Raw genomic sequence first — 18,508 nt, forward strand, 5'->3', positions numbered from 1 at the left:
AGCGCCGCCGTCAGCGTCGTCTTGCCGTGATCCACGTGGCCGATCGTGCCGACGTTCACGTGCGGTTTGGTGCGTTCGAATTTGCCCTTGGCCATAACGAGTGCTTCCGGTTGCTGTTGGACGAAATCCCCGCCGGCGCGGGCCGGCGGGTGTGCTTGGTTTCGCGGTGCTGCGATGTGGTGCTCATCACAGGAATCGAACCTGCGACCTCTTCCTTACCAAGGAAGTGCTCTACCGACTGAGCTAGATGAGCATGATTCCGACTGCGCCGGACGGATCCGGCGCGTGTTGCCTGCGCGGCAGCCCGGGATGGAGCGGGAGACGGGAATCGAACCCGCACCATCAGCTTGGAAGGCTGAGGTTCTACCGTTGAACTACTCCCGCACGGGAACTTTCGCTCTGGAGCCCGGGTGCAGTGCGCCTTGATTTCTCTGGTGGAGGGAGGTGGATTCGAACCACCGAAGGCGTGAGCCAGCAGATTTACAGTCTGCCCCCGTTGGCCGCTTGGGTATCCCTCCGGAAAAGAGCCGCCAATTCTCAACCGTCGGGGCGGTGTTGTCAATGCGCCGACGACAGATCATTCCGCCGCAACGGGCGGGCGGACGCCGGGGCTAGTCGTCGGACCCGGCGAGCGCGCGTTCGATGCGGCCGCGCAGGGGCGCGCCGGGCGGCAGGCCGGCGACGGCGGCGCGCAGGGACGCGAGCTCGCGCGCCAGTGCGGGCGCGTCGCCCGCCTGTCGCGCCGTGGCGGCGAGGCCGAGGCGGACGGTCAGCGTGGCGTCGTGCGTGGGACCGAGCCTGGGTTCGGCGATGGCGAGCGCCGCGGCGTACTCGGCCCGGGCTTCGTCGATGCGGCCTTGGGCACGCAGGGCGTCCGCCACGTCGGTGTGCCGGTCGGCCAGACGCGGGTGGCCGGGCGGAAGTGTCCGCTGGCTGCGCGCGAGCACGTCGCGCAGCAGGGCGAGCGCGTCGTCGCCGTGGCCGGTGGCGAGCAGCAGACGCCCGAGCCCGGCCTGGGCGTTGAGCGTTTCCGGGCCGTCGGGGCCCTGCAGATCGGTGCTCAGGGCGATGGATTGGCGACTGGCGGCGGTGGCGGCGTCGAAGCGCCCGAGGTTGCGCAGCACGCGCGAGCGGTTCTGCTGCACGTAGGCCAGTTCGGTCCGCCAGTCGCCCTCGGCACCGGCGAAAATGCGCTGCGCAACGTCGAGCACGTCCAGGGCGTCGGCGTTGCGTCCCTGCTGCACCAGCGCCACACCGAGATTGATGCGCGAGCGGGCGGCGCGCGGATCGTCGGCGCCGTAGAGCTGTTCGCGGATCCGCAGGCTTTCCCGGATCAGCGCTTCGGCGCCGGCCACGTCGCCACGCTCGCCGACGACGGCGGCCAGCGTGGCGAGGCGCAAGGCGCGGGTGTTGTGCGGCTTGTCGTAGACGCGTGCGTCGATGGCCACGGCTTCGCGCAGCGAGGCTTCGGCCTGGTCGAGGCGGCCGAGCCGGCGCTGTGCCTCGCCGATGTTCCCGAGCGACTGGCTGATCTCGTCGTGCACGCCGTCGTAGGCGGCGCGACGCAGGGCGAGCGCCTCGCCGTGCACCGCGAGTGCCTCGTCGAGGCGGTTGGCCCGATCGAGCACGTATCCGAGGCTGGTCAGCGCGCCGGCCACGCGCAGCCCCGGCGGCTGCTCGACGGCACGGCTCAGCGCCACGGCGCGGCGCAGGTCGGCCTCTCCCTCCGCCGTGTCGCCGGCCAGCGCCAGGACGACGCCGCGCAGGCCGCGCACATTGGCCTCCCGCACGGCGTCCCCCGGCGGCACGCGCGCCAGGGCCTCGTCAATGAGCACGCGCGCGTCGGGCAGGCGCTGGCGCAGACGGGCGACGCGGGCCAGATCGACGAGGTTGTCGACCAGGCGACCCGGATCCTCGTCCGGTGCGGCGCGGCGCAGTGCGATGGCCTCGGCCAGCAGCGGCTCGGCCTCGTCGTGCAGGCCCAGGCGCAGGTGGATGTGGCCGAGCACGCCGAGCATGTCCGCGCGCAGGCGTGGCTGATCGGCGAAGTCGGTGCGGGCGCGGACCCCGCCGCGGGCGAGCAGTTCGCGTACGTCGGGCACCTCGTCGACGGCGCCGCCGGGCGTGGCGGATTCGAACAGCCCGGTCAGGTAGGCCTGGACGGCATTGGCACGCGCGGCCTCGAACACCGCCTCGCGCGAGCTCATCCACACGCCGATGCTGCCGAGCACCAGCGCAAGACTCGCCACGAGGAACAGCGCCACCGCCACCCGATTGCGCGCGACGAACTTGCCCAGGCGGTAGCCGGGCCCGTTGCCCGAGATCCGCACCGGTGCGCCCGCCAACCAGCGCGACAGATCGGAGGCGAAGGCCTCGACCGAGCCGTAGCGCCGTGCCGGTTCCTTTTCCAGCGCCTTGCCGACGATGCGCGACAGGTCGCCGCGCACGCGCTTGCGATAGCTGCGCAGGCTGCTGCCGCGCTGCGCCAGGCGGACCTCCTGCGCCGCCGGATCGGCGGCGAGCGCATGCATCAGGGACTGCGCCGGCGTCTCGCGCACGCTGCGCTCCGCCGCGCCGGCGTCGTGCCGTTCCACCGGCACGGGCAGCGCGCCCGCAAGCAGCTCGAACAGGATCACGCCGAGCGAGTACACGTCCGCGCCCACGCCGACATCGCCACCACCGAACTGCTCGGGCGCCGCGTATTCGGGGGTCAACGCATAGCGCCCGCCGACCGCGGTCAGCGCCGCGTCCTCGTCGCCGCCGAGCAGGCGCGCGATGCCGAAGTCGAGCAGGCGCACCGCGCCGGTCTCGTCGACCAGCACGTTGGCCGGCTTGAGATCGCGGTGGATCACCAGCTGCCCGTGCGCGTACTGCACCGCCGCGCACACGTCGAGGAACAGCCGCACGCGCTCGCGCAGGCCGAGGCGGCGCGCGTCGCACCAGCGCGTGATCGGCTCGCCGCGCACGTAGTCGAGCGCGAACCAGGGCCGTCCGTCCGGCGCCACGCCGCCGTCGATGAAGCGTGCGAGGTTGGGATGCGAGAGGCGCGCGAGGATGCGGCGCTCGCGCAGGAAGCGCGCGTGCACGTCGTCGAAGTCGAAGCCGCGGCGGATCAGCTTGAGTGCGACGTCCTGCACGAAATCCGCGTCCTCGCGGGTGCCGCGGTAGACCACACCCATGCCGCCGCGGCCGAGACGTTCGCGCACGCGGAACGGGCCCAGGCGGGTGCCGACGAGGGCATCGCCGGGCGGCGCGGACGCGTCGTCGGCGCCGTCGTCCTCGCTGGCGCCGATGCGTTGCAGGAGCGCGTCGACGCGCGCGCGCAGGGCGGCGTCGCCGTCGCAGAGGCGGGCGAGGAAGGCGTCGCGGTCGATGTCGTCGGCGTCCAGCGCGTCGCGCGCGATGCGCAGCGCGCGGCGCTCGCGCTCGTCGATCGGCGGCGGCGCGGCCATGACGGCGTCAGCCCGTCAGGCGCTCGCGCAGCCACTCGCGCGCAGCGGCCCAGTCGCGGTGCGCGGTGCGTTCGGTGACGCCGAGCGTCTGCGCCACCTCGGCCACCGTGAGCCCGACGAAGTAGCGCAGCTCCACCACGCGGGCCATGCGTTCGTGCGCCGATTCGAGCTCGGTGAGCGCCTCGTTGAGCGCATCGAGATCGGTGCCGTCGGGAATCGGCAGTTCGAGCATGTCGGTGAATTCGTCCCGATGCCAGCCGCCGCCGCGCTTCTGCGACGCCGCGGCGCGGGCGCGGTCCACCAGGATCTGCCGCATCATGCGTGCGGCCACGTTGAGCAGGTGCGCGGGGCTTTCGAAATCGGCCGCGCGCACGCCCAGCACGCGCAGCAGCGCCTCGTGCACCAGCGCGGTGGTCTGCAGCGTGGCGTGCCCGGGCGTGCCGCGCAGCACGCTTGCGGCGAGGCGGCGCAGATCGGCATAAATCAGCGGCAACAGGCGCTCGAGCGCGTGCGCATCGCCCTCGCGCCAGCGCCGCAGCAAACCCTCGATGGTGTCGTCGGACGCGCCCATGCCGACGCGAAGGTAGCCGCTCCGCCGCGCGCTTGCCAGCCGCGCCCGGCCACGCGCGGCCGCCACCCGTCCACGCGCCAGCACTACAGCCGCACCAGTTCGACGCGACGGTTGCGCGCGCGCCCCTGTTCGTCGTCGTTCGAGGCGACCGGCTCGGCCATGCCGGCGCCGCGCGCCTGCAGGCGGCCTGCGGCGATGCCGTGCTGCGCGGTCAGCGCACGCACCACGGCGCGTGCGCGGCGCTCGGACAGGTCGAGGTTGTGTTCGGCGCTGCCCTGCGCGTCGGTGTGGCCGACCACGGCCACGCGCAGCGCCGGATCGGCCTGCAGCAGCCTGGCGATTTCGGCGATCGTGCGCGCCGAATCGGGTTTGACGACGTCACGATCGGTGTCGAAGAACACCCCGTACAGGCTGATGCGACCCGCATCGGCGAGCGTGCTGCGCATTTCCTCGGCGCCGACGAAGCGGATCATGTCCGTGTCCATCGCCTCGGCCGTTTCCACCACGCGCACGAAGGCGTAGTTGCCGCGGCCGTGCTCGGACAAGGCGATGCCGGCGTACACCGCGCCCTGTGGCCGCGCCAGCTTCGCCAGCAGGTAGCGGGCGTTGTTGCCGAAGTAGTTGCGGATGAAGTCGCCGTTCAGGCGCGGCAGTTCGGGCGATGCATCGAAGGCGTTGCCGAAGTCGTACGGCGCGGTGCCGCTGTTGCGGTTCGCGTAGCAGCTGCCATCGGACGTGGCGCAGGTGAAGACGATGGAAAACCCCCTGGCCTCGAGGCTGGACTCGTAGTTGCGCAGGACTTCCAGCGTGGAGCGGCCCGCCGGCAGGCTGTAGTAGTGCAGCGACGTCTTGCCCTCGAGCGTGATCCAGCCCGGTGCGCCGGCCGCGCGGGGACCGCCGATCGGACCATCGATCAGCCCGACCTCGTCGTAGTCCGACTGGAACTCGCCCACCGGCTCGGCCCCGGCATAACGTCCGACCAGCGGATGGTCGGCGGCGGCCGCGACGGCGGCGAACGCCAGCGCGGCGGCGAGCGCGATGCACTGTTTCCACGGATCGGGTCGGCTCATCGTTGTGCTCCTTGGGATGGACTGCTGCCAGCTACGCAATCCCGTGCACGAAGCTGACATCGCACACGTCCATGTCAGCTTCGGACGCCGAATTGCGTCATGTCGGATGCGGACGTCGTGCCTTCCGGGGCGCACGCATGCGGCGCGGCGCGGACCGCGCTAGCATCGTGCTGCGCCCGGGACGGCACACCCGCTTCTCCCCGACCCTCAAGCAAGGTCCGTCATGCGTGCAGTCGTCGTTCCGTTCGTTCCCGCCCTCGCCGCGACGCTCGGCGTCGCGCTTGCGCTGTCCGTGGCCTCGCCCGCCGTCGCGGGCGGGCCGGCCTACGAGGCCCAGGCACGCTCGCTCGTGTCCGGCGGGCAGACCCGCCACTACCTGCTGGCGACACCGACGGCCGCACCCGCCGGTCCGCTGCCGCTGGTGATTTCGCTGCACGGCGACGGCGGATCCGGCGCCGGCATGCGCGCCGCGCTGCCGCTGGAGGCCGCGGCCGCGGGCGCCGCCGTCTTTGCCTATCCGGACGCGGCCGGCGGCACGTTCGAGTACTGGAACGATGCCGGCCGCCAGCGCGAAGCGACGTTCGTCACCGACCTCATCGCCGCCCTCGATGCCGAGCTCGACCTCGACACCGGCCGCGTCTACCTCGCGGGCTTCAGCGGCGGCGCGACGATGGCCAACGCGCTCGGTTGCCGCCTGGGCGACGCCGTCGTCCGCAAGCTCGGCATCCATTCGGGCTCGCTCTATCCGGTGCAGGTTGCGCCCGGCGTGAACGACTTCGGCTACACCGGCAATGGCGGCGTCGACTGCGACCTGCCCGGCGCGATGCTGGTCTGGGGCACGAACGATGCGACGCCCGGCGTCGACTACGCCACCGGCCAGAACATCCGCGACAACCACACCGCCACCCAGCAGTGCGAGGCCACGACCACGCCGACGACGCCGGCTCCGTGCGTGGCCTACGCCGGCTGCGCGCAGCCGGTCGAATGGTGCGCCGTCGCGGGTCTGGGCCATGCGGTATGGAACCAGGCCGCCAGCGCGATGTGGCGTTTCTTTGCCGCCGATGCGTCCGGCCCGGTCGATCCGCCGGGCGCACTGTGGGGCGACGGGTTCGAAGGCGGCGCGGCGCCCGCGCCGACGCGCTGGGTGGGTGGCTACCACGTCGGCTACGAGCGCAACCTCTACCCGGTGGCCGACATCGATTTCGATGCGATCACGCACCTGATGGTGGGCCGCGTGATCCCGAACGCCGACGGCACGCTCGCTCGCCACTTCGACATCGACAACGTCAACGGTCCGCTCTGGGCGCAGTCGGCGATCGATGCGGCGCAGGCCGCCGGTCGCAAGGCGATCCTCATGGTCGGCGGCGCCGGGGAAATCGCCGGCTGGCGCGCCGCCGCGGACGACGGCACGCGCGCGGCCTTCGTCGCCAACCTGCTCGACGCGGTCGACGATTTCGGTGCCGATGGCCTGGACATCGACTGGGAACCGCTCGACACCCAGGACCACGCCGACGTGCTCGCGCTGCTGCAGGCGCTGCGCAGCGCGCGCCCCGGCCTGCTGCTGACGATGCCGGTGATGTGGATCAACAGCAACATCGAGTGGAATCCGCGCCCGGTCGGCGAAGCCGCATTCCTCGCCGCGGCGGCGCCGCTGCTGGACCAGGTCAATGTGATGACCTACGAAATGGCCGCAGCGTACGAGGGTTGGCACAGCTGGTTCGCCTCGCCGCTGTACGGCGAGGCGGCCAATACGCCGAGTTCGGTGGAAAGCAGCGTGGCGTACTACCGTGGCGCGGGCGTGCCGGCGGCAAAGCTCGGCATCGGCATCGGTTTCTACGGCAACTGCTTCCGCGGCGTGAGCCAGCCGCGGGTGCCGGTGGTCCCGGGCAATTTCGTGGTCAGCGACGGCGCGATGAGTTACCGCAACATCGTGTCGAGTTACGCGCCGGCGATGACGGCGCACTACGACGCGGTGGCACGCGCGCCGTGGCTCGGCTCGGCGGCGATGGCCGGGCCCTCGCAGTGCAACCTCGTCACCTACGAAAACGCCGCATCGATCGCGGAAAAAGCGGCGTTCGTCGACGCCGAAGGCCTCGGCGGCACCATCATCTGGACCGTCGGGCAAGGGCACCTTCCCGACGCGCCGGCGGGGCAGCGGGATCCGCTGCTCGATGCGGTGCGGGAGGGGTTTCTCGAGTAGCAGAACGCGCGCAGCACGCCTGTATCCGGCCACACCCCGGCTTCTCGGGAAAGGTGCCGGCAGGCGACTGGGTGGTCGGGCGGTAGTTGCCGGACGTGTAACTTCTCGTTGCTCAGAATGCTGGTCGCAGCCAGAGCACTGAATTTGCGCCGAGCGACGGCGCAGTGAATCAGTGCCGTCGGACACATCGCTCCCGGCGATGACACGGCCCCGCACACAGAATGGGGGCGACGCTACTGTCGGCGAAAGCCGCCTGATGACCCGCCTATCCGCAACTATCGCTGACTGCGACAATCGATGCCCGGTTCCCGCACGGCGGAGCATTCGCTCGATGTCCTTGGAAAAGCAGGCCCAACGTTTCATCGAAGCCCTGGATGATCTGGGAGGCTCGGCCGGCAACGGGAGTTTGAGCAACGCCTTGGGCTGGACCGACGGCACTTACCAGCGGGTCAAGGCGCATCTCATCGGTGAGGGAAGGATTGTCGTGGGGCGCGGGCGCGGCGGCTCGGTTGCATCGACCAGCAAGGTGAAGATGGCAACACCTACCGAAGTGCCTGTAAGCGCCGTGAGGAACAAGCCCGCAACACCTCGCACCGGCGGTTCGACCGGTTACGGCCAGGCCTTCAACGCCATCGACAAGGCGATGCGCAACGACGAGGGCCTGGCCTCGGAGCTGGATTACGCTGAGCAGACCTCGTGGCTGCTGTTCCTCAAGTACCTCGACGACATGGAGCACGAGTGGGCCGACGAGGCCACGCTGCAGGGGAAGGCCTACACGCCGATTCTGACCAAGCCCTACCGCTGGCAGGACTGGGCCGCGCCGAAGACCGATGCGGGCAGGCCCGACCCCAACGCGCGCACCGGCAGCGACCTGATCGAGTTCGTCAACGGCAAGCTGATTCCGCACCTCAAGTCGTTCAAGGACAGCCGCGTCGAAGCCGACAGCCTGCAGTACAAGATCGGCGAAATTTTCTCCGAGGTCGCCAACCGCTTCCGCTCCGGCTACACCCTGCGCGACGTGCTGCAGATCGTCGACACGCTCAGCTTCGGCAGCTCCGAGGCCAAGCACGAGCTGTCCGACCTGTACGAGACGCGCATCAAGCGCATGGGCAATGCCGGCCGCAACGGTGGGGAGTACTACACTCCGCGCCCGCTGATCCGCGCGATGATCGAGGTGGTGCAGCCAAAGATCGGCGAGACGATCTACGACGGCGCCTGCGGCAGTGCCGGCTTTCTGTGCGAAGCCTGGGAACACCTGCGCCGCGACGATCTCTCGGCCAGGGACTGGGACACCCTGCAGCGGCGCACTTTCCATGGGCAGGAGAAGAAATCGCTGGCCTACGTGCTGGGCGTGATGAACATGATCCTGCACGGCATCGAGGCGCCCAACATCCGCCACGCCAACACGCTGTCCGAAAACGTCATGGACATCCAGCAGAAGGATCGCCACGACATCGTGCTGGCCAACCCGCCCTTCGGCGGCGGCGAGCGGCCGGAGGTGCAGCAGAACTTCCCGATCCGCTCGTCCGAAACCGCCTACCTGTTCCTGCAGCACTTCATCCGCAAGCTGAAGGCCGGCGGCCGCGGCGCGGTGGTGATCAAGAACACCTTCCTCAGCAACACCGACAGCGCCAGCGTCGAACTGCGCCGCGAATTGCTCGCGAGCTGCAACCTGCACACCGTGCTCGACTGCCCCGGCGGCACCTTCCAGGGCGCCGGCGTGAAGACCGTGGTGCTGTTCTTCGACAAGGGCGCGCCCACGCGCAGCATCTGGTACTACCAGCTCGACCCCGGCCGATCCTTGGGCAAGACCAACCCGCTGAACGATGCCGACCTCGCCGAGTTCATCGCGCTGCAGAAGACCAAGGGCACCGGCCCGAAGAGCTGGAAGCTGGATGTGGCTGACGTGGATGCCGCCACCTGCGACCTCTCAGTCAAGAACCCGCATGCCCCCGAGGCCGCGCCACAGCGCAGCCCGCAGCAGATCATCGACGACATGCTGGCGCGGGATGCGGAGTCGGCGCGACTGTTGGCAAAGGTGAGAGAGATGCTGTGAGTGCATCGAACGTTTGCCCTTGGAGGAGAGTTGCCTTGGGCGACATCTTCCAGATCGGATCCAGCAAGCGCGTCATGCAGTCGGACTGGCGACCTCAAGGCGTGCCATTCTATCGAGCGCGTGAGATCGTGAAGTTAGCCCGGGATGGCTTCGTGGAGAACGATCTGTTCATCTCGGAGGATCACTTTCAGTCTCTCTGCGAAAGTGGTGGCGCTCCCCAATGTGGCGATCTCATGGTATCGGCAGTGGGCACGCTGGGGGCGTGTTATGTCGTCAGGGAGGAAGACCGGTTCTATTACAAGGACGCAAGCGTTCTACTCCTTCGCCCCAAAGCCGATCTCGATCCCCAGTTTGTCCGATACGCCTTCCTCTCCAAAGAATTGCTGTCGCAAGTCGAAGCAGGCGAAGGAGCGACGGTCGGTACGTTCACCATCGAGCGCGCCCGGAAAGCGACGATCCCCTTCCCGCCGCTGGACGAACAGAAGCGCATCGTCGCAGCGCTGGATCAGGCCTTCGCCGCCCTCAACCGCGGCCGCGCCAATGCCGAAGCGAACCTGGAGGCAGCGGAGAGACTGCGTCAGGACGCGTTGGATGCGAGCTTCAGCACCATCGCGGCACAGTCTGCATCGGTCGAACTGCAGGAGGCCGTGCATCCCGATTGCGGCCTGTCTTACGGAATCGTCCAGCCGGGAGACGAAGTGGACGGTGGATTGCCCATCGTTCGGCCTGTCGATCTGACTCAGCGCGAGATCGGCCTCGCTGGCTTGAAACGCATCGACCCCGCAGCAGCGCGCGGCTATTCGCGCACGACACTCCAAGGCGGGGAAGTTCTGCTCTGCGTCCGTGGAAGCACGGGCATCGTTTCCGTGGCATCCCAGGAGCTGGCAGGCGCCAACGTCACACGCGGCATCGTGCCAATCCGCTTCGACCCAGCGCGAGTGCTGCGCGACTTCGCCTACTTCCAGTTCCGCTCCAGCCTGGTCAGCAATCAAATTGCAGGAAAGACCTACGGCGCGGCGCTGATGCAGATCAACATCAAGGATCTGCGTGCCCTGCGATTCCTAGTGCCTGACCTGGAAACGCAACGCGATATCGTGCGGAAGTCGGAAGCCGTTCTCGCCGACACCCAGGCCCTTTGTCGCTCTTACCAAGCCCAGCTCAGCGATATTGCCGATCTCCGCCAATCCCTACTCCAAGCCGCCTTCTCCGGTCAGTTACTCTGAGCTGATGAACACAACCGTCAACAGTCGATACGACCGCCCCTGGAAGTCCTTCGAGGAGCAGCTGGAGCTGCTGCGTTCCCGCGGCATGCGAATCGGGGATGACGCCTCCGCGCTGACCTGGCTTCGTCGCGTGGGCTACTACCGCTTGAGTGCCTATTGGTATCCATTCCGGGTGTTCAAGCACGTGCAGGACGCGAAGACCGGTTCGATCCGGACGCAGCGCACCGATGAGTTCGTGCAGGACACCAGCTTTTCCGATGCAGTCGGACTGTACGTGTTCGATCGGCGGCTGCGGGTGCTCCTCTCCGATGCACTGGAGCGCATCGAAGTATCACTGCGGGTGGAGCTGGCCTATCGGCTGGGCAAGTCGGATACGTTTGCGCACCTGCATGCCGAGGCGTTCCACCCAACGTTTCGCGACCGCCGATTCGGCGGAGATGGGGAAACGGCATTCGATGCCTGGCAACGGCGCTACGGTGGCCTAGTGGCGAGATCGAAGGAGGACTTCGTCAAGCACTACCATGAACGGCACGGGCCGGACCTGCCCATCTGGGTGGCAATTGAAGTCTGGGACTTCGGCGCGGTATCGCAGCTGCTGGCCATGACCCGGGTCCCGGATCAGCAAGCGATAGCGCAGCGCTTCGGCATTACCGACTGGAAAGCCTTCAGCAGCTGGGTGCGCGCGCTCAGCTACCTGCGCAACCTGGTCGCGCACCACAGCCGGGTGTGGAACCGGAACATGGTCTCGGAACCCAAGATACCCTCTACTCATCCGCCTGACTGGTGCGCGGATTTCGCTGGCCAGAAATACCTGCTCTCCAAGCCCTTCGTGTACCTCGAAATCGTGAGACACCTCGTGGAGGTGGTCTGCCCCGGCAGTCAATGGCCGCAACGTATGGCAGCCCACTTGGCGGCATTCCCCGCTCAGACATCACAGCGAAAACTGACAGTGGCCGCGATGGGAGTCCCGAATGGCTGGGAGCGCCGCTGGCTAGCCGACCCGGGAAAATAAGAACCCCCGCGTAAGTTCCGGAGAACCAAGAGGCGGGGGCCATGTTGGAATTAAGGTTAACAGCATCCCCCCTGCTTCGCCAACACTTGGAGTGGAGAGAGGCTGTCGCCCTTCAGCCTCAAGCGCAATCGACGAAGAGTCGCGGAGACCTGCACGTGTCACACCCGTGCTACATTCTCCCCAGCAACGCCCTCCGGGAGCCCGCCATGAGCACCACTACCATCCGACTGCCCGAGGAACTCAAGGCCCGCGTCGCCAAGGCAGCGGAGCGCGCGGGCACAAGCCCGCACAGCTTCATACTCGAAGCCATTGCCGAGAAGGCCGAGCAGGCCGAGCGCCGCGCGGATTTCCATGAGGAGGCCGAGCGTCGCTGGGCGGAGTTCCTCGAAACCGGCGAGAGCATTCCGTGGGAGGAGATGCGCCGCTACCTGAAGGCCCGAGTGCGGGGCGAGCAAGCGCTACGCCCGGTGCCCCGCAAGCTCGCCACGTAGGGTGGCCCGCGTCGAATTCCTGCCCCGCGTGCAGGATGACCTGCAGCGCATCATCCGCCACCTGGAGCAGCATGAGGCCGAGCACATCGCGGACCGCCTTGGCGAGATCGTCAGCGCTTTCGATGTGCTGGTGGACAACCCCATGATCGGCCGCCCGCAGGGCGGCGAACTGCGCGAACTGGTGATCGGCCAGGGGGTGCGCGGCTACGTGGCGCTGTACCGCTATGTCGTCGCCCTGGACACCGTGTTCGTGGTGGCCATTCGCGCGCAACGCGAAGGGGGCTATGTCGACGATGCATGAGACCGAAGCCGACACCCGCGCCAACCGCATCGACCCCGTTCTGCGCGAGGCCGGCTGGGGCGGGGTGGACGGCGCGCATGTCCACCGCGAGCTGATCTGCCCGGGGCGCATCCTCGGAGGCGGTCAACGCGGCAGTGCGCTGTCGGCGGACTACGTGCTGAGCTATCGCGGACGCAAGCTGGCGGTGATCGAGGCCAAGCGCGCGGGCCTTGACCACACCACCGGCGTAGGTCAGGCCAAGGACTATGCCGTGCGCCTGAAGGCGCGCTTCGCCTACGCCACCAACGGCCTCGGCTGGTACGGCATCGACATGCATACCGGCGCGGAGGGTGACATCGCCCTGCCCTTTCCGTCGCCGGAGCAGCTCTGGCTTCGCTGTTTTCCCGAGGGCAACGACTGGCGCGAGCGCTTCGGCGCGGTGCCCTTCGAAACCGGCGGCGGCAAGTGGCAGCCGCGCTACTACCAGCACAATGCGATCACTGCGGTGCTGGAGGCCATCGCCCAGCAGCGCGAGCGCATCCTGCTGACGCTCGCCACCGGCACCGGCAAGACCTCGATCGCCTTCCAGATTGCCTGGAAGCTGTTCCACGCGAAGTGGAACCTGAGCCGCGACCCGGTTCGCCGGCCGCGGATTCTGTTCCTGGCCGACCGCAACATCCTGGCCGATCAGGCCTTCAACGCCTTCAGCGCCTTTCCGCCGGATGCGCTGTGCCGCATCCGGCCGGAAGAGATCCGCCGGCGCGGCGGCGCGCCGCGCAATGCCAGCGTGTTCTTCACCATCTTCCAGACCTTCATGACCGGCGGCGGCGAGCCGGAGGGCGATGCCGGCGAGCCGCAGTTCACCTTCGAAGGCTACGAGCCGGACTTCTTCGACTTCATCGTCATCGACGAATGCCACCGCGGCGGCGCCCACGACGAAAGCACCTGGCGCGGCATCCTCGAGTACTTCAAACCGGCCGTGCAGCTCGGTCTGACCGCCACGCCCAAGCGCGACGTCAATGCCGACACCTATGCCTACTTCGGTGAGCCGGTCTACAGCTACGCGCTGAAGGAAGGCATCGGCGATGGCTTCCTGACGCCGTTCAAGGTGCGGCAGATGGCCTCGACCCTGGACGAATACACCTGGTCCGAAGGCGACACGGTGCTGGCCGGCGAGATCGATCGCGAGCGGACCTATACCGAAGCCGACTTCAACACCCGCCTGGTGATCGACCAGCGCGAGCAGAGCCGGGTGCAGGAGTTCATGGACCAGATCGACCAGCGGCAGAAGACCCTGGTGTTCTGCGCGACGCAGGAGCACGCCGCGCGGGTGCGCAACTTCATCAACCAGATCAAGGACCACCCCGACCCGCACTACTGCGAGCGCGTCACCGCCGACGATGGCGAACTCGGCGAGCGCCATCTGCGCGAGTTCCAGGACAACGAGAAGACCCTGCCGACCATCCTCACCACGTCGCAGAAGCTGTCCACCGGCGTCGATGCGCTGAACATCCGCAACATCGTGTTGCTGCGGCCCATCCGCTCCATGATCGAGTTCAAGCAGATCATCGGCCGCGGCACGCGCATCTTCGACGGCAAGGACTACTTCACCATCTACGACTTCGTGAAGGCCTACGAGCACTTCAACGACCCGGAGTGGGACGGCGAGCCGCTGCCGCCGGAAGCGCCCGGCGAGCCGCGCTCGCCACGGGCGCCGCGCGGGGATGAGGGCGACGAACCGGATGGCCAGCCCGGCGGCGTCGGCGAGCCTCCGGCGCCGGAACGCGTGGTGGTGAGGCTCTCCGATGGCCGCGAGCGCAGCATCCGCTATATCGCCGCCACCACCTACTGGTCCACCGATGGTCGGATGATCACCGCCCAGGAGTTCATGCAGCAGCTGTTCGGCGATCTGGATGCGCTGGTCGCGGACGAGGACGAGCTGCGCGCGATCTGGAGCGACCCGGATCGCCGCGAGGCCTTCATCCAGCGCCTCACCGACCTCGGCTATGACGCCGAACGCCTGGACGACATGCGCCGGCTGATCGACGCGCCGAACAGCGACATCTTTGACGTGCTGGCCTATGTGCGCTTCACCCTCGCGCCGCTGGCCCGCTCACAGCGCGTGCGCGCGGCAAGCGCCACCGGGCTGGGCGGCTACGAGCGCGAGATTCGCTCCTTCCTCGAGTACGTGCTCGGCAACTACGAACGCAACGGCATCGGGGAACTGGCCAGTTCCCGCATCGGTGATCTCCTGCGCATCCGCTACGGTGGCGTGAATGATGCCAAACGGTTGTTAGGCGATGTCCCGCAAATCCGTCGCGCGTTCGTCGACATCCAGCGACATCTGTTCCGGCAGATCTAGTAAGCGGTAGTCACATGCCGCTGACGATTTAGAGTTCCGATCCTGACTCTACACATTGAAGCGGAAGTGCAGCACGTCGCCTTCCTGCACGATGTATTCCTTGCCTTCGAGCCGCAGCCGGCCCGCTTCCTTGGCGCCGGCCTCGCCGCGGTACTTGATGTAATCGTCGTAGCCGATGGTTTCAGCGCGGATGAACCCCTTCTCGAAATCGGTGTGGATCACCGCGGCGGCCTGCGGGGCGGTGGCGCCTTTCTTCACCGTCCAGGCGCGCACTTCCTTCACGCCGGCGGTGAAATAGGTCTGCAGGCCGAGCAGCTTGTAGCCGGCGCGGATCACGCGATTGAGGCCCGGTTCGTCGAAGCCCATGTCGGCGAGGAACGCGTCGCGGTCGGCATCGTCGAGCTGCGACATTTCCTCTTCCATCGCCGCGCACACCGGCACCACTTCCGCGCCTTCCTCGATCGCGCGTGCGCGCACGCGGTCCAGGTGCGGGTTGTTCTCGAAGCCGTCGTCGTTGACGTTGGCCACGTACATCACGGGCTTGAGCGTGAGCAGGAACAGCTCGCGCAGCAGGCCCTTGTCGTCGGCGCTCAGGTCCATCGAACGCGCGGGCTTGCCGGCATTCAGATGCTCGCGCACGCGCTTGAGCACCTCGGCGCGGACGATGGCGTCCTTGTCGCCGGTGCGGGCGGCGCGCTCGTAGCGGTTCAGCGCCTTCTCCACCGACTCGAGGTCGGCCAGCGCCAGTTCGGTGTCGATCGTCTCGATGTCCGCGATCGGATCGACCTTGTTGCTGACGTGGATCACGTCACCCTCGAAACAGCGCACCACGTGCGCGATGGCATCGGTTTCGCGGATATTGGCGAGGAACTTGTTGCCCAGGCCCTCGCCCTTGCTGGCACCGGCCACGAGCCCGGCGATATCGACGAATTCCACGGCCGTGGGAATGATCTTCTGCGGCTTGACGATGTCGCCGAGCGCTGCAAGGCGCGGATCGGGCACCGGCACCACGCCCACGTTCGGATCGATGGTGCAGAACGGGAAGTTGGCCGCCGCGATGCCGGCGCGGGTCAGCGCGTTGAAGAGGGTCGATTTGCCGACGTTCGGCAGACCGACGATGCCGCATTTGATGCCCATGGGGGTATGTCCGTCATTCGTGATTCGGGATTCGTGATTCGTCAAAGCAGGAGCGGAGCCGGATCCGGAGCGGCGCGGCCGCTTTTCCAAATCACGGATCACGAATCCCGAATCACGCCTTCTGCGTGTGCAGCACCTTCATCGCTTCGTTGAAGTCGCCCCGCACCGCGAGCGGCAACATGTCCATCGCGTCGTCGATCGCGCGCAGGATGGAAATCTCGTCGTCGCGCCCGGGCCGTCCGAGCACCCACGGCGTAACCTTGTCCTTGTGGCCCGGATGGCCGATGCCCAGGCGCAGGCGGTGGAACCGGCCGTGCGACAGCTGCGCCATCGTGTCGCGCAGGCCGTTCTGGCCGCCGTGACCGCCGTCGAACTTGAGCCGCGCCACGCCCGGTGGCAGGTCCAGTTCGTCGTGCGCCACGAGCATCTGCTCGGGTTCGATCTTCCAGTAGCGCAGCGCGCTGCCGATCGAGCGCCCGCTGGCATTCATGTAGGTGGCCGGCTTGAGCAGCCAGACCGCCGTGCCGTCGATCGTGGCCTTCGCGATCTCGCCGTGCAGCTTGCTGTCCATGCCGAACCGCGCGCCGAGCCGTTCGGCCAGCGCGTCGGCAAACCAGAACCCGGCGTTGTGCCGGGTCCGTGCGTGTTCGGACCCCGGATTGCCGAGGCCCACGATCAGGCGAAGCCCTGCCATCGGCAAGCAATCGCACCGCGCGCCGGTCCCGGCGCGCGGTGCGCTGCATCACTTCTTCGGCGCGGGCTTGGCCGCGGGCGCGGCGGCGCCCGGCGCGGCCTTCGGCGCCGGCTGCTTGGTGGCGGGCACTTCGGCCGCGACCTCGGCTTCGGGCTCTTCCTCTTCCTTGATCTGGCGCGCGATCACGACGGCGATGTCGTGTTCCTTGCCGAAGTTCAGGGCCGGAATCTCGACGCCCTTGGGCAGCTTGAGTTCGGAGAGGTGGATCACGTCGCCTTCCTTGATCTGGGCGAGATCGACTTCGATGAACTCCGGCAGATCCTTCGGCAGGCACGAGATTTCGACTTCGTTGAGCTCGTGCATGACGACCACGCCCGAGGTCTTGCCGGCCGGCGAGGTGTCCTGGTTGAGGAAGTGCAGCGGCACCGAGACGCGCAGCGCCTGGTTCTCGTTCACGCGCTGGAAGTCCAGGTGCATGATGCGCGGCTTGGCCGGGTGGCGCTGCATGTCGCGCAGCAGCACTTTCTGCACGTCGCCGTTGAGCGACAGATCGAGGATGGCCGCGTAGAACCACTCGTGCTGGCTTGCGAGCCAGACGTCGTTGTGTTCGAGCTCGATGCTGACCGGCCCGAGATCTCCGCCGTAGACGACGGCCGGCACCTTGTCCTGACGACGCAGGCGGCGGCTCGCACCTTTGCCCTGATCGTCGCGGCGTGCGACCTTGATTTCGTGAGTTGCCATGGTTGTTGCCTTCTGTTGCTGGGATGACCGCCTCGCGGCGGCTTGGATGTCTCGTTCGCGACCAAACGAGACGGGGGTGAAGCCTTGTGATTCGTGATTCGTGATTCGGGATTCGGGATTAGTCAGCGCACGCTTCTACGAATCACCAATCCCGAATCGCGAATCCCGCGTCAATCCACGTACAACGAACTCACCGACTCGCCGAAGGCGATGCGCCGGATGGTTTCGGCGAGCAGTTCGGCCACGGAGAGCTGGCGGATCTTGCTGCAGGCCTTGGCCGCGTCGGTCAGCGGGATGGTGTCGGTGACGACCAGTTCGTCGAGCTGCGATGCCTCCAGATTCGCGATGGCGGGGCCGGACAGCACCGGGTGGGTGCAGTACGCGACCACGCGCAGCGCGCCGTTCGCCTTCAGCGCCGCGCCCGCCGCGCACAGGGTGCCGGCGGTGTCGACGATGTCGTCGACCAGCACGCAGGTCTTGCCCGAGACGTCGCCGATGATGTTCATGACCGTGGCCACGTTCGCCTTCGGGCGGCGCTTGTCGATGATGGCGAGATCGGCGTCGTCGAGGCGCTTGGCGATGGCTCGCGCGCGCACCACGCCGCCGACGTCCGGCGACACCACGATCAGGTTGTCCGTGCCCTGCGCGCGCCAAACGTCGGCGAGCAGCAGCGGCGACGCGTACACGTTGTCGACCGGCATGTCGAAAAAGCCCTGGATCTGCTCGGCATGCAGGTCCACCGTCAGCACGCGGTCGGCACCCACCGCATCGAACATCTTGGCCGCCACCTTGGCCGTGATCGCCACGCGCGCCGAGCGCGGACGGCGGTCCTGGCGCGCGTAACCGAAGTACGGCACCACCGCGGTGACGCTGCCGGCCGATGCGCGCTTGAGCGCGTCGATCAGCACCAGCAGTTCCATGAAATTTTCGGCCGTCGGCGCGCTGGTCGGCTGGATCACGAACACCTGCTGCTGGCGGACGTTTTCCTCGATCTCGACCTGCACCTCGCCATCGGAAAAGCGCGAGACCAGCGCCTTGCCCATGCGGATGCCCAGCTCCCGGCAGACCGCGTGCGCGAGCGGGCGGTTGGCGTTGCCGGAGAAGACGAGCAGGCTGTCGGTATCCACGTCGCTGACCTTGGTGATGCCGGCAGGCATCGCGGTGCTTGGAACACTGTTGCGGCAGGACCGGCGCCGTGCCGGTCCCGTGTTGCATCGCG

Annotated in this window: 15 protein-coding genes and 3 tRNA genes; 7 read left to right on the forward strand and 11 right to left on the reverse strand. The window is 67.8% G+C overall.

The annotated features are described in order from the left end of the window. The 7 genes from HNQ52_RS13140 to HNQ52_RS13170 form a co-directional block, all read right to left on the reverse strand. A partial coding sequence (locus tag HNQ52_RS13140; protein WP_038054197.1) for a GTP-binding protein occupies window positions 1-95 on the reverse strand: 95 nt, incomplete at its 3' end. Between the two features lie 82 nt (window positions 96-177). Continuing rightward, window positions 178-253: transfer RNA gene (locus tag HNQ52_RS13145), tRNA-Thr, on the reverse strand. A 57-nt stretch (window positions 254-310) separates the two neighbouring features. Next, a tRNA-Gly gene (locus HNQ52_RS13150) sits at window positions 311-384 on the reverse strand. Window positions 385-432: 48 nt separating this feature from the next. After that, window positions 433-518, reverse strand: a tRNA-Tyr gene (locus tag HNQ52_RS13155). A gap of 93 nt (window positions 519-611) precedes the next feature. Continuing rightward, window positions 612-3,452, reverse strand: coding sequence for a tetratricopeptide repeat protein (locus HNQ52_RS13160; protein WP_183961642.1), 2,841 nt, complete (start codon window positions 3,450-3,452; stop codon window positions 612-614). A gap of 7 nt (window positions 3,453-3,459) precedes the next feature. After that, on the reverse strand, window positions 3,460-4,023 hold the full coding sequence (locus HNQ52_RS13165) for an ECF-type sigma factor (RefSeq protein ID WP_183961643.1): 564 nt from the start codon (window positions 4,021-4,023) through the stop codon (window positions 3,460-3,462). A gap of 83 nt (window positions 4,024-4,106) precedes the next feature. Continuing rightward, on the reverse strand, window positions 4,107-5,093 hold the full coding sequence (locus HNQ52_RS13170) for an OmpA family protein (RefSeq protein ID WP_221282089.1): 987 nt from the start codon (window positions 5,091-5,093) through the stop codon (window positions 4,107-4,109). A gap of 223 nt (window positions 5,094-5,316) precedes the next feature. Between HNQ52_RS13170 and HNQ52_RS13175 the strand changes: the two genes are divergently transcribed. The 7 genes from HNQ52_RS13175 (at window position 5,317) to hsdR (ending at window position 14,717) form a co-directional block, all read left to right on the forward strand. Then, entirely contained in the window at window positions 5,317-7,293 is a 1,977-nt protein-coding gene (locus HNQ52_RS13175; RefSeq protein ID WP_183961644.1) for a glycosyl hydrolase family 18 protein, read from the forward strand. A 256-nt stretch (window positions 7,294-7,549) separates the two neighbouring features. After that, a complete protein-coding gene (locus HNQ52_RS13180) occupies window positions 7,550-9,349 on the forward strand; it encodes a class I SAM-dependent DNA methyltransferase (protein ID WP_246387838.1) in 1,800 nt (599 codons plus the stop codon). Beyond that, window positions 9,346-10,572 (forward strand): restriction endonuclease subunit S, encoded by a 1,227-nt coding sequence (locus tag HNQ52_RS13185; RefSeq protein WP_343059371.1) that lies wholly within the window; start codon window positions 9,346-9,348, stop codon window positions 10,570-10,572. The genes HNQ52_RS13180 and HNQ52_RS13185 overlap by 4 nt, the downstream gene beginning before the upstream one ends. Window positions 10,573-10,576: 4 nt before the next feature. Beyond that, on the forward strand, window positions 10,577-11,584 hold the full coding sequence (locus HNQ52_RS13190) for an Abi family protein (RefSeq protein ID WP_221282090.1): 1,008 nt from the start codon (window positions 10,577-10,579) through the stop codon (window positions 11,582-11,584). Between the two features lie 206 nt (window positions 11,585-11,790). Continuing rightward, a complete protein-coding gene (locus HNQ52_RS13195) occupies window positions 11,791-12,075 on the forward strand; it encodes a CopG family ribbon-helix-helix protein (RefSeq protein WP_183961646.1) in 285 nt (94 codons plus the stop codon). 1 nt (window position 12,076) lies between these two features. After that, complete coding sequence (locus HNQ52_RS13200) at window positions 12,077-12,376, forward strand: type II toxin-antitoxin system RelE/ParE family toxin (RefSeq protein ID WP_183961647.1); 300 nt, start codon at window positions 12,077-12,079, stop codon at window positions 12,374-12,376. Next, a complete protein-coding gene (gene hsdR / locus HNQ52_RS13205) occupies window positions 12,369-14,717 on the forward strand; it encodes an EcoAI/FtnUII family type I restriction enzme subunit R (RefSeq protein WP_183961875.1) in 2,349 nt (782 codons plus the stop codon). Before HNQ52_RS13200 ends, hsdR begins: the two co-directional genes overlap by 8 nt. A 48-nt stretch (window positions 14,718-14,765) precedes the next feature. Here hsdR and ychF read toward each other — a convergent pair whose 3' ends face one another. The 4 genes from ychF to HNQ52_RS13225 all read right to left on the reverse strand — a co-directional run bounded on the left by ychF (window position 14,766) and on the right by HNQ52_RS13225 (window position 18,446). Next, window positions 14,766-15,854, reverse strand: a complete 1,089-nt coding sequence (gene ychF / locus HNQ52_RS13210) for a redox-regulated ATPase YchF (protein ID WP_183961648.1) — start codon at window positions 15,852-15,854, stop codon at window positions 14,766-14,768. A gap of 112 nt (window positions 15,855-15,966) precedes the next feature. Further along, window positions 15,967-16,548 carry an aminoacyl-tRNA hydrolase gene (gene pth, locus HNQ52_RS13215; RefSeq protein WP_183961649.1) on the reverse strand — a complete coding sequence of 194 codons (582 nt, stop codon included), beginning with the start codon at window positions 16,546-16,548 and terminating at the stop codon, window positions 15,967-15,969. A gap of 48 nt (window positions 16,549-16,596) precedes the next feature. After that, complete coding sequence (locus tag HNQ52_RS13220; RefSeq protein WP_183961650.1) at window positions 16,597-17,289, reverse strand: 50S ribosomal protein L25/general stress protein Ctc; 693 nt, start codon at window positions 17,287-17,289, stop codon at window positions 16,597-16,599. 170 nt (window positions 17,290-17,459) lie between these two features. Then, window positions 17,460-18,446: a ribose-phosphate diphosphokinase gene (locus HNQ52_RS13225; protein ID WP_183961651.1), complete on the reverse strand. Its 987-nt coding sequence runs from the start codon at window positions 18,444-18,446 to the stop codon at window positions 17,460-17,462. Window positions 18,447-18,508 lie beyond the last annotated feature (62 nt).

The organism is Chiayiivirga flava, from assembly GCF_014202825.1.
Taxonomy (GTDB): Bacteria; Pseudomonadota; Gammaproteobacteria; order Xanthomonadales; family Xanthomonadaceae; genus Chiayiivirga; species Chiayiivirga flava.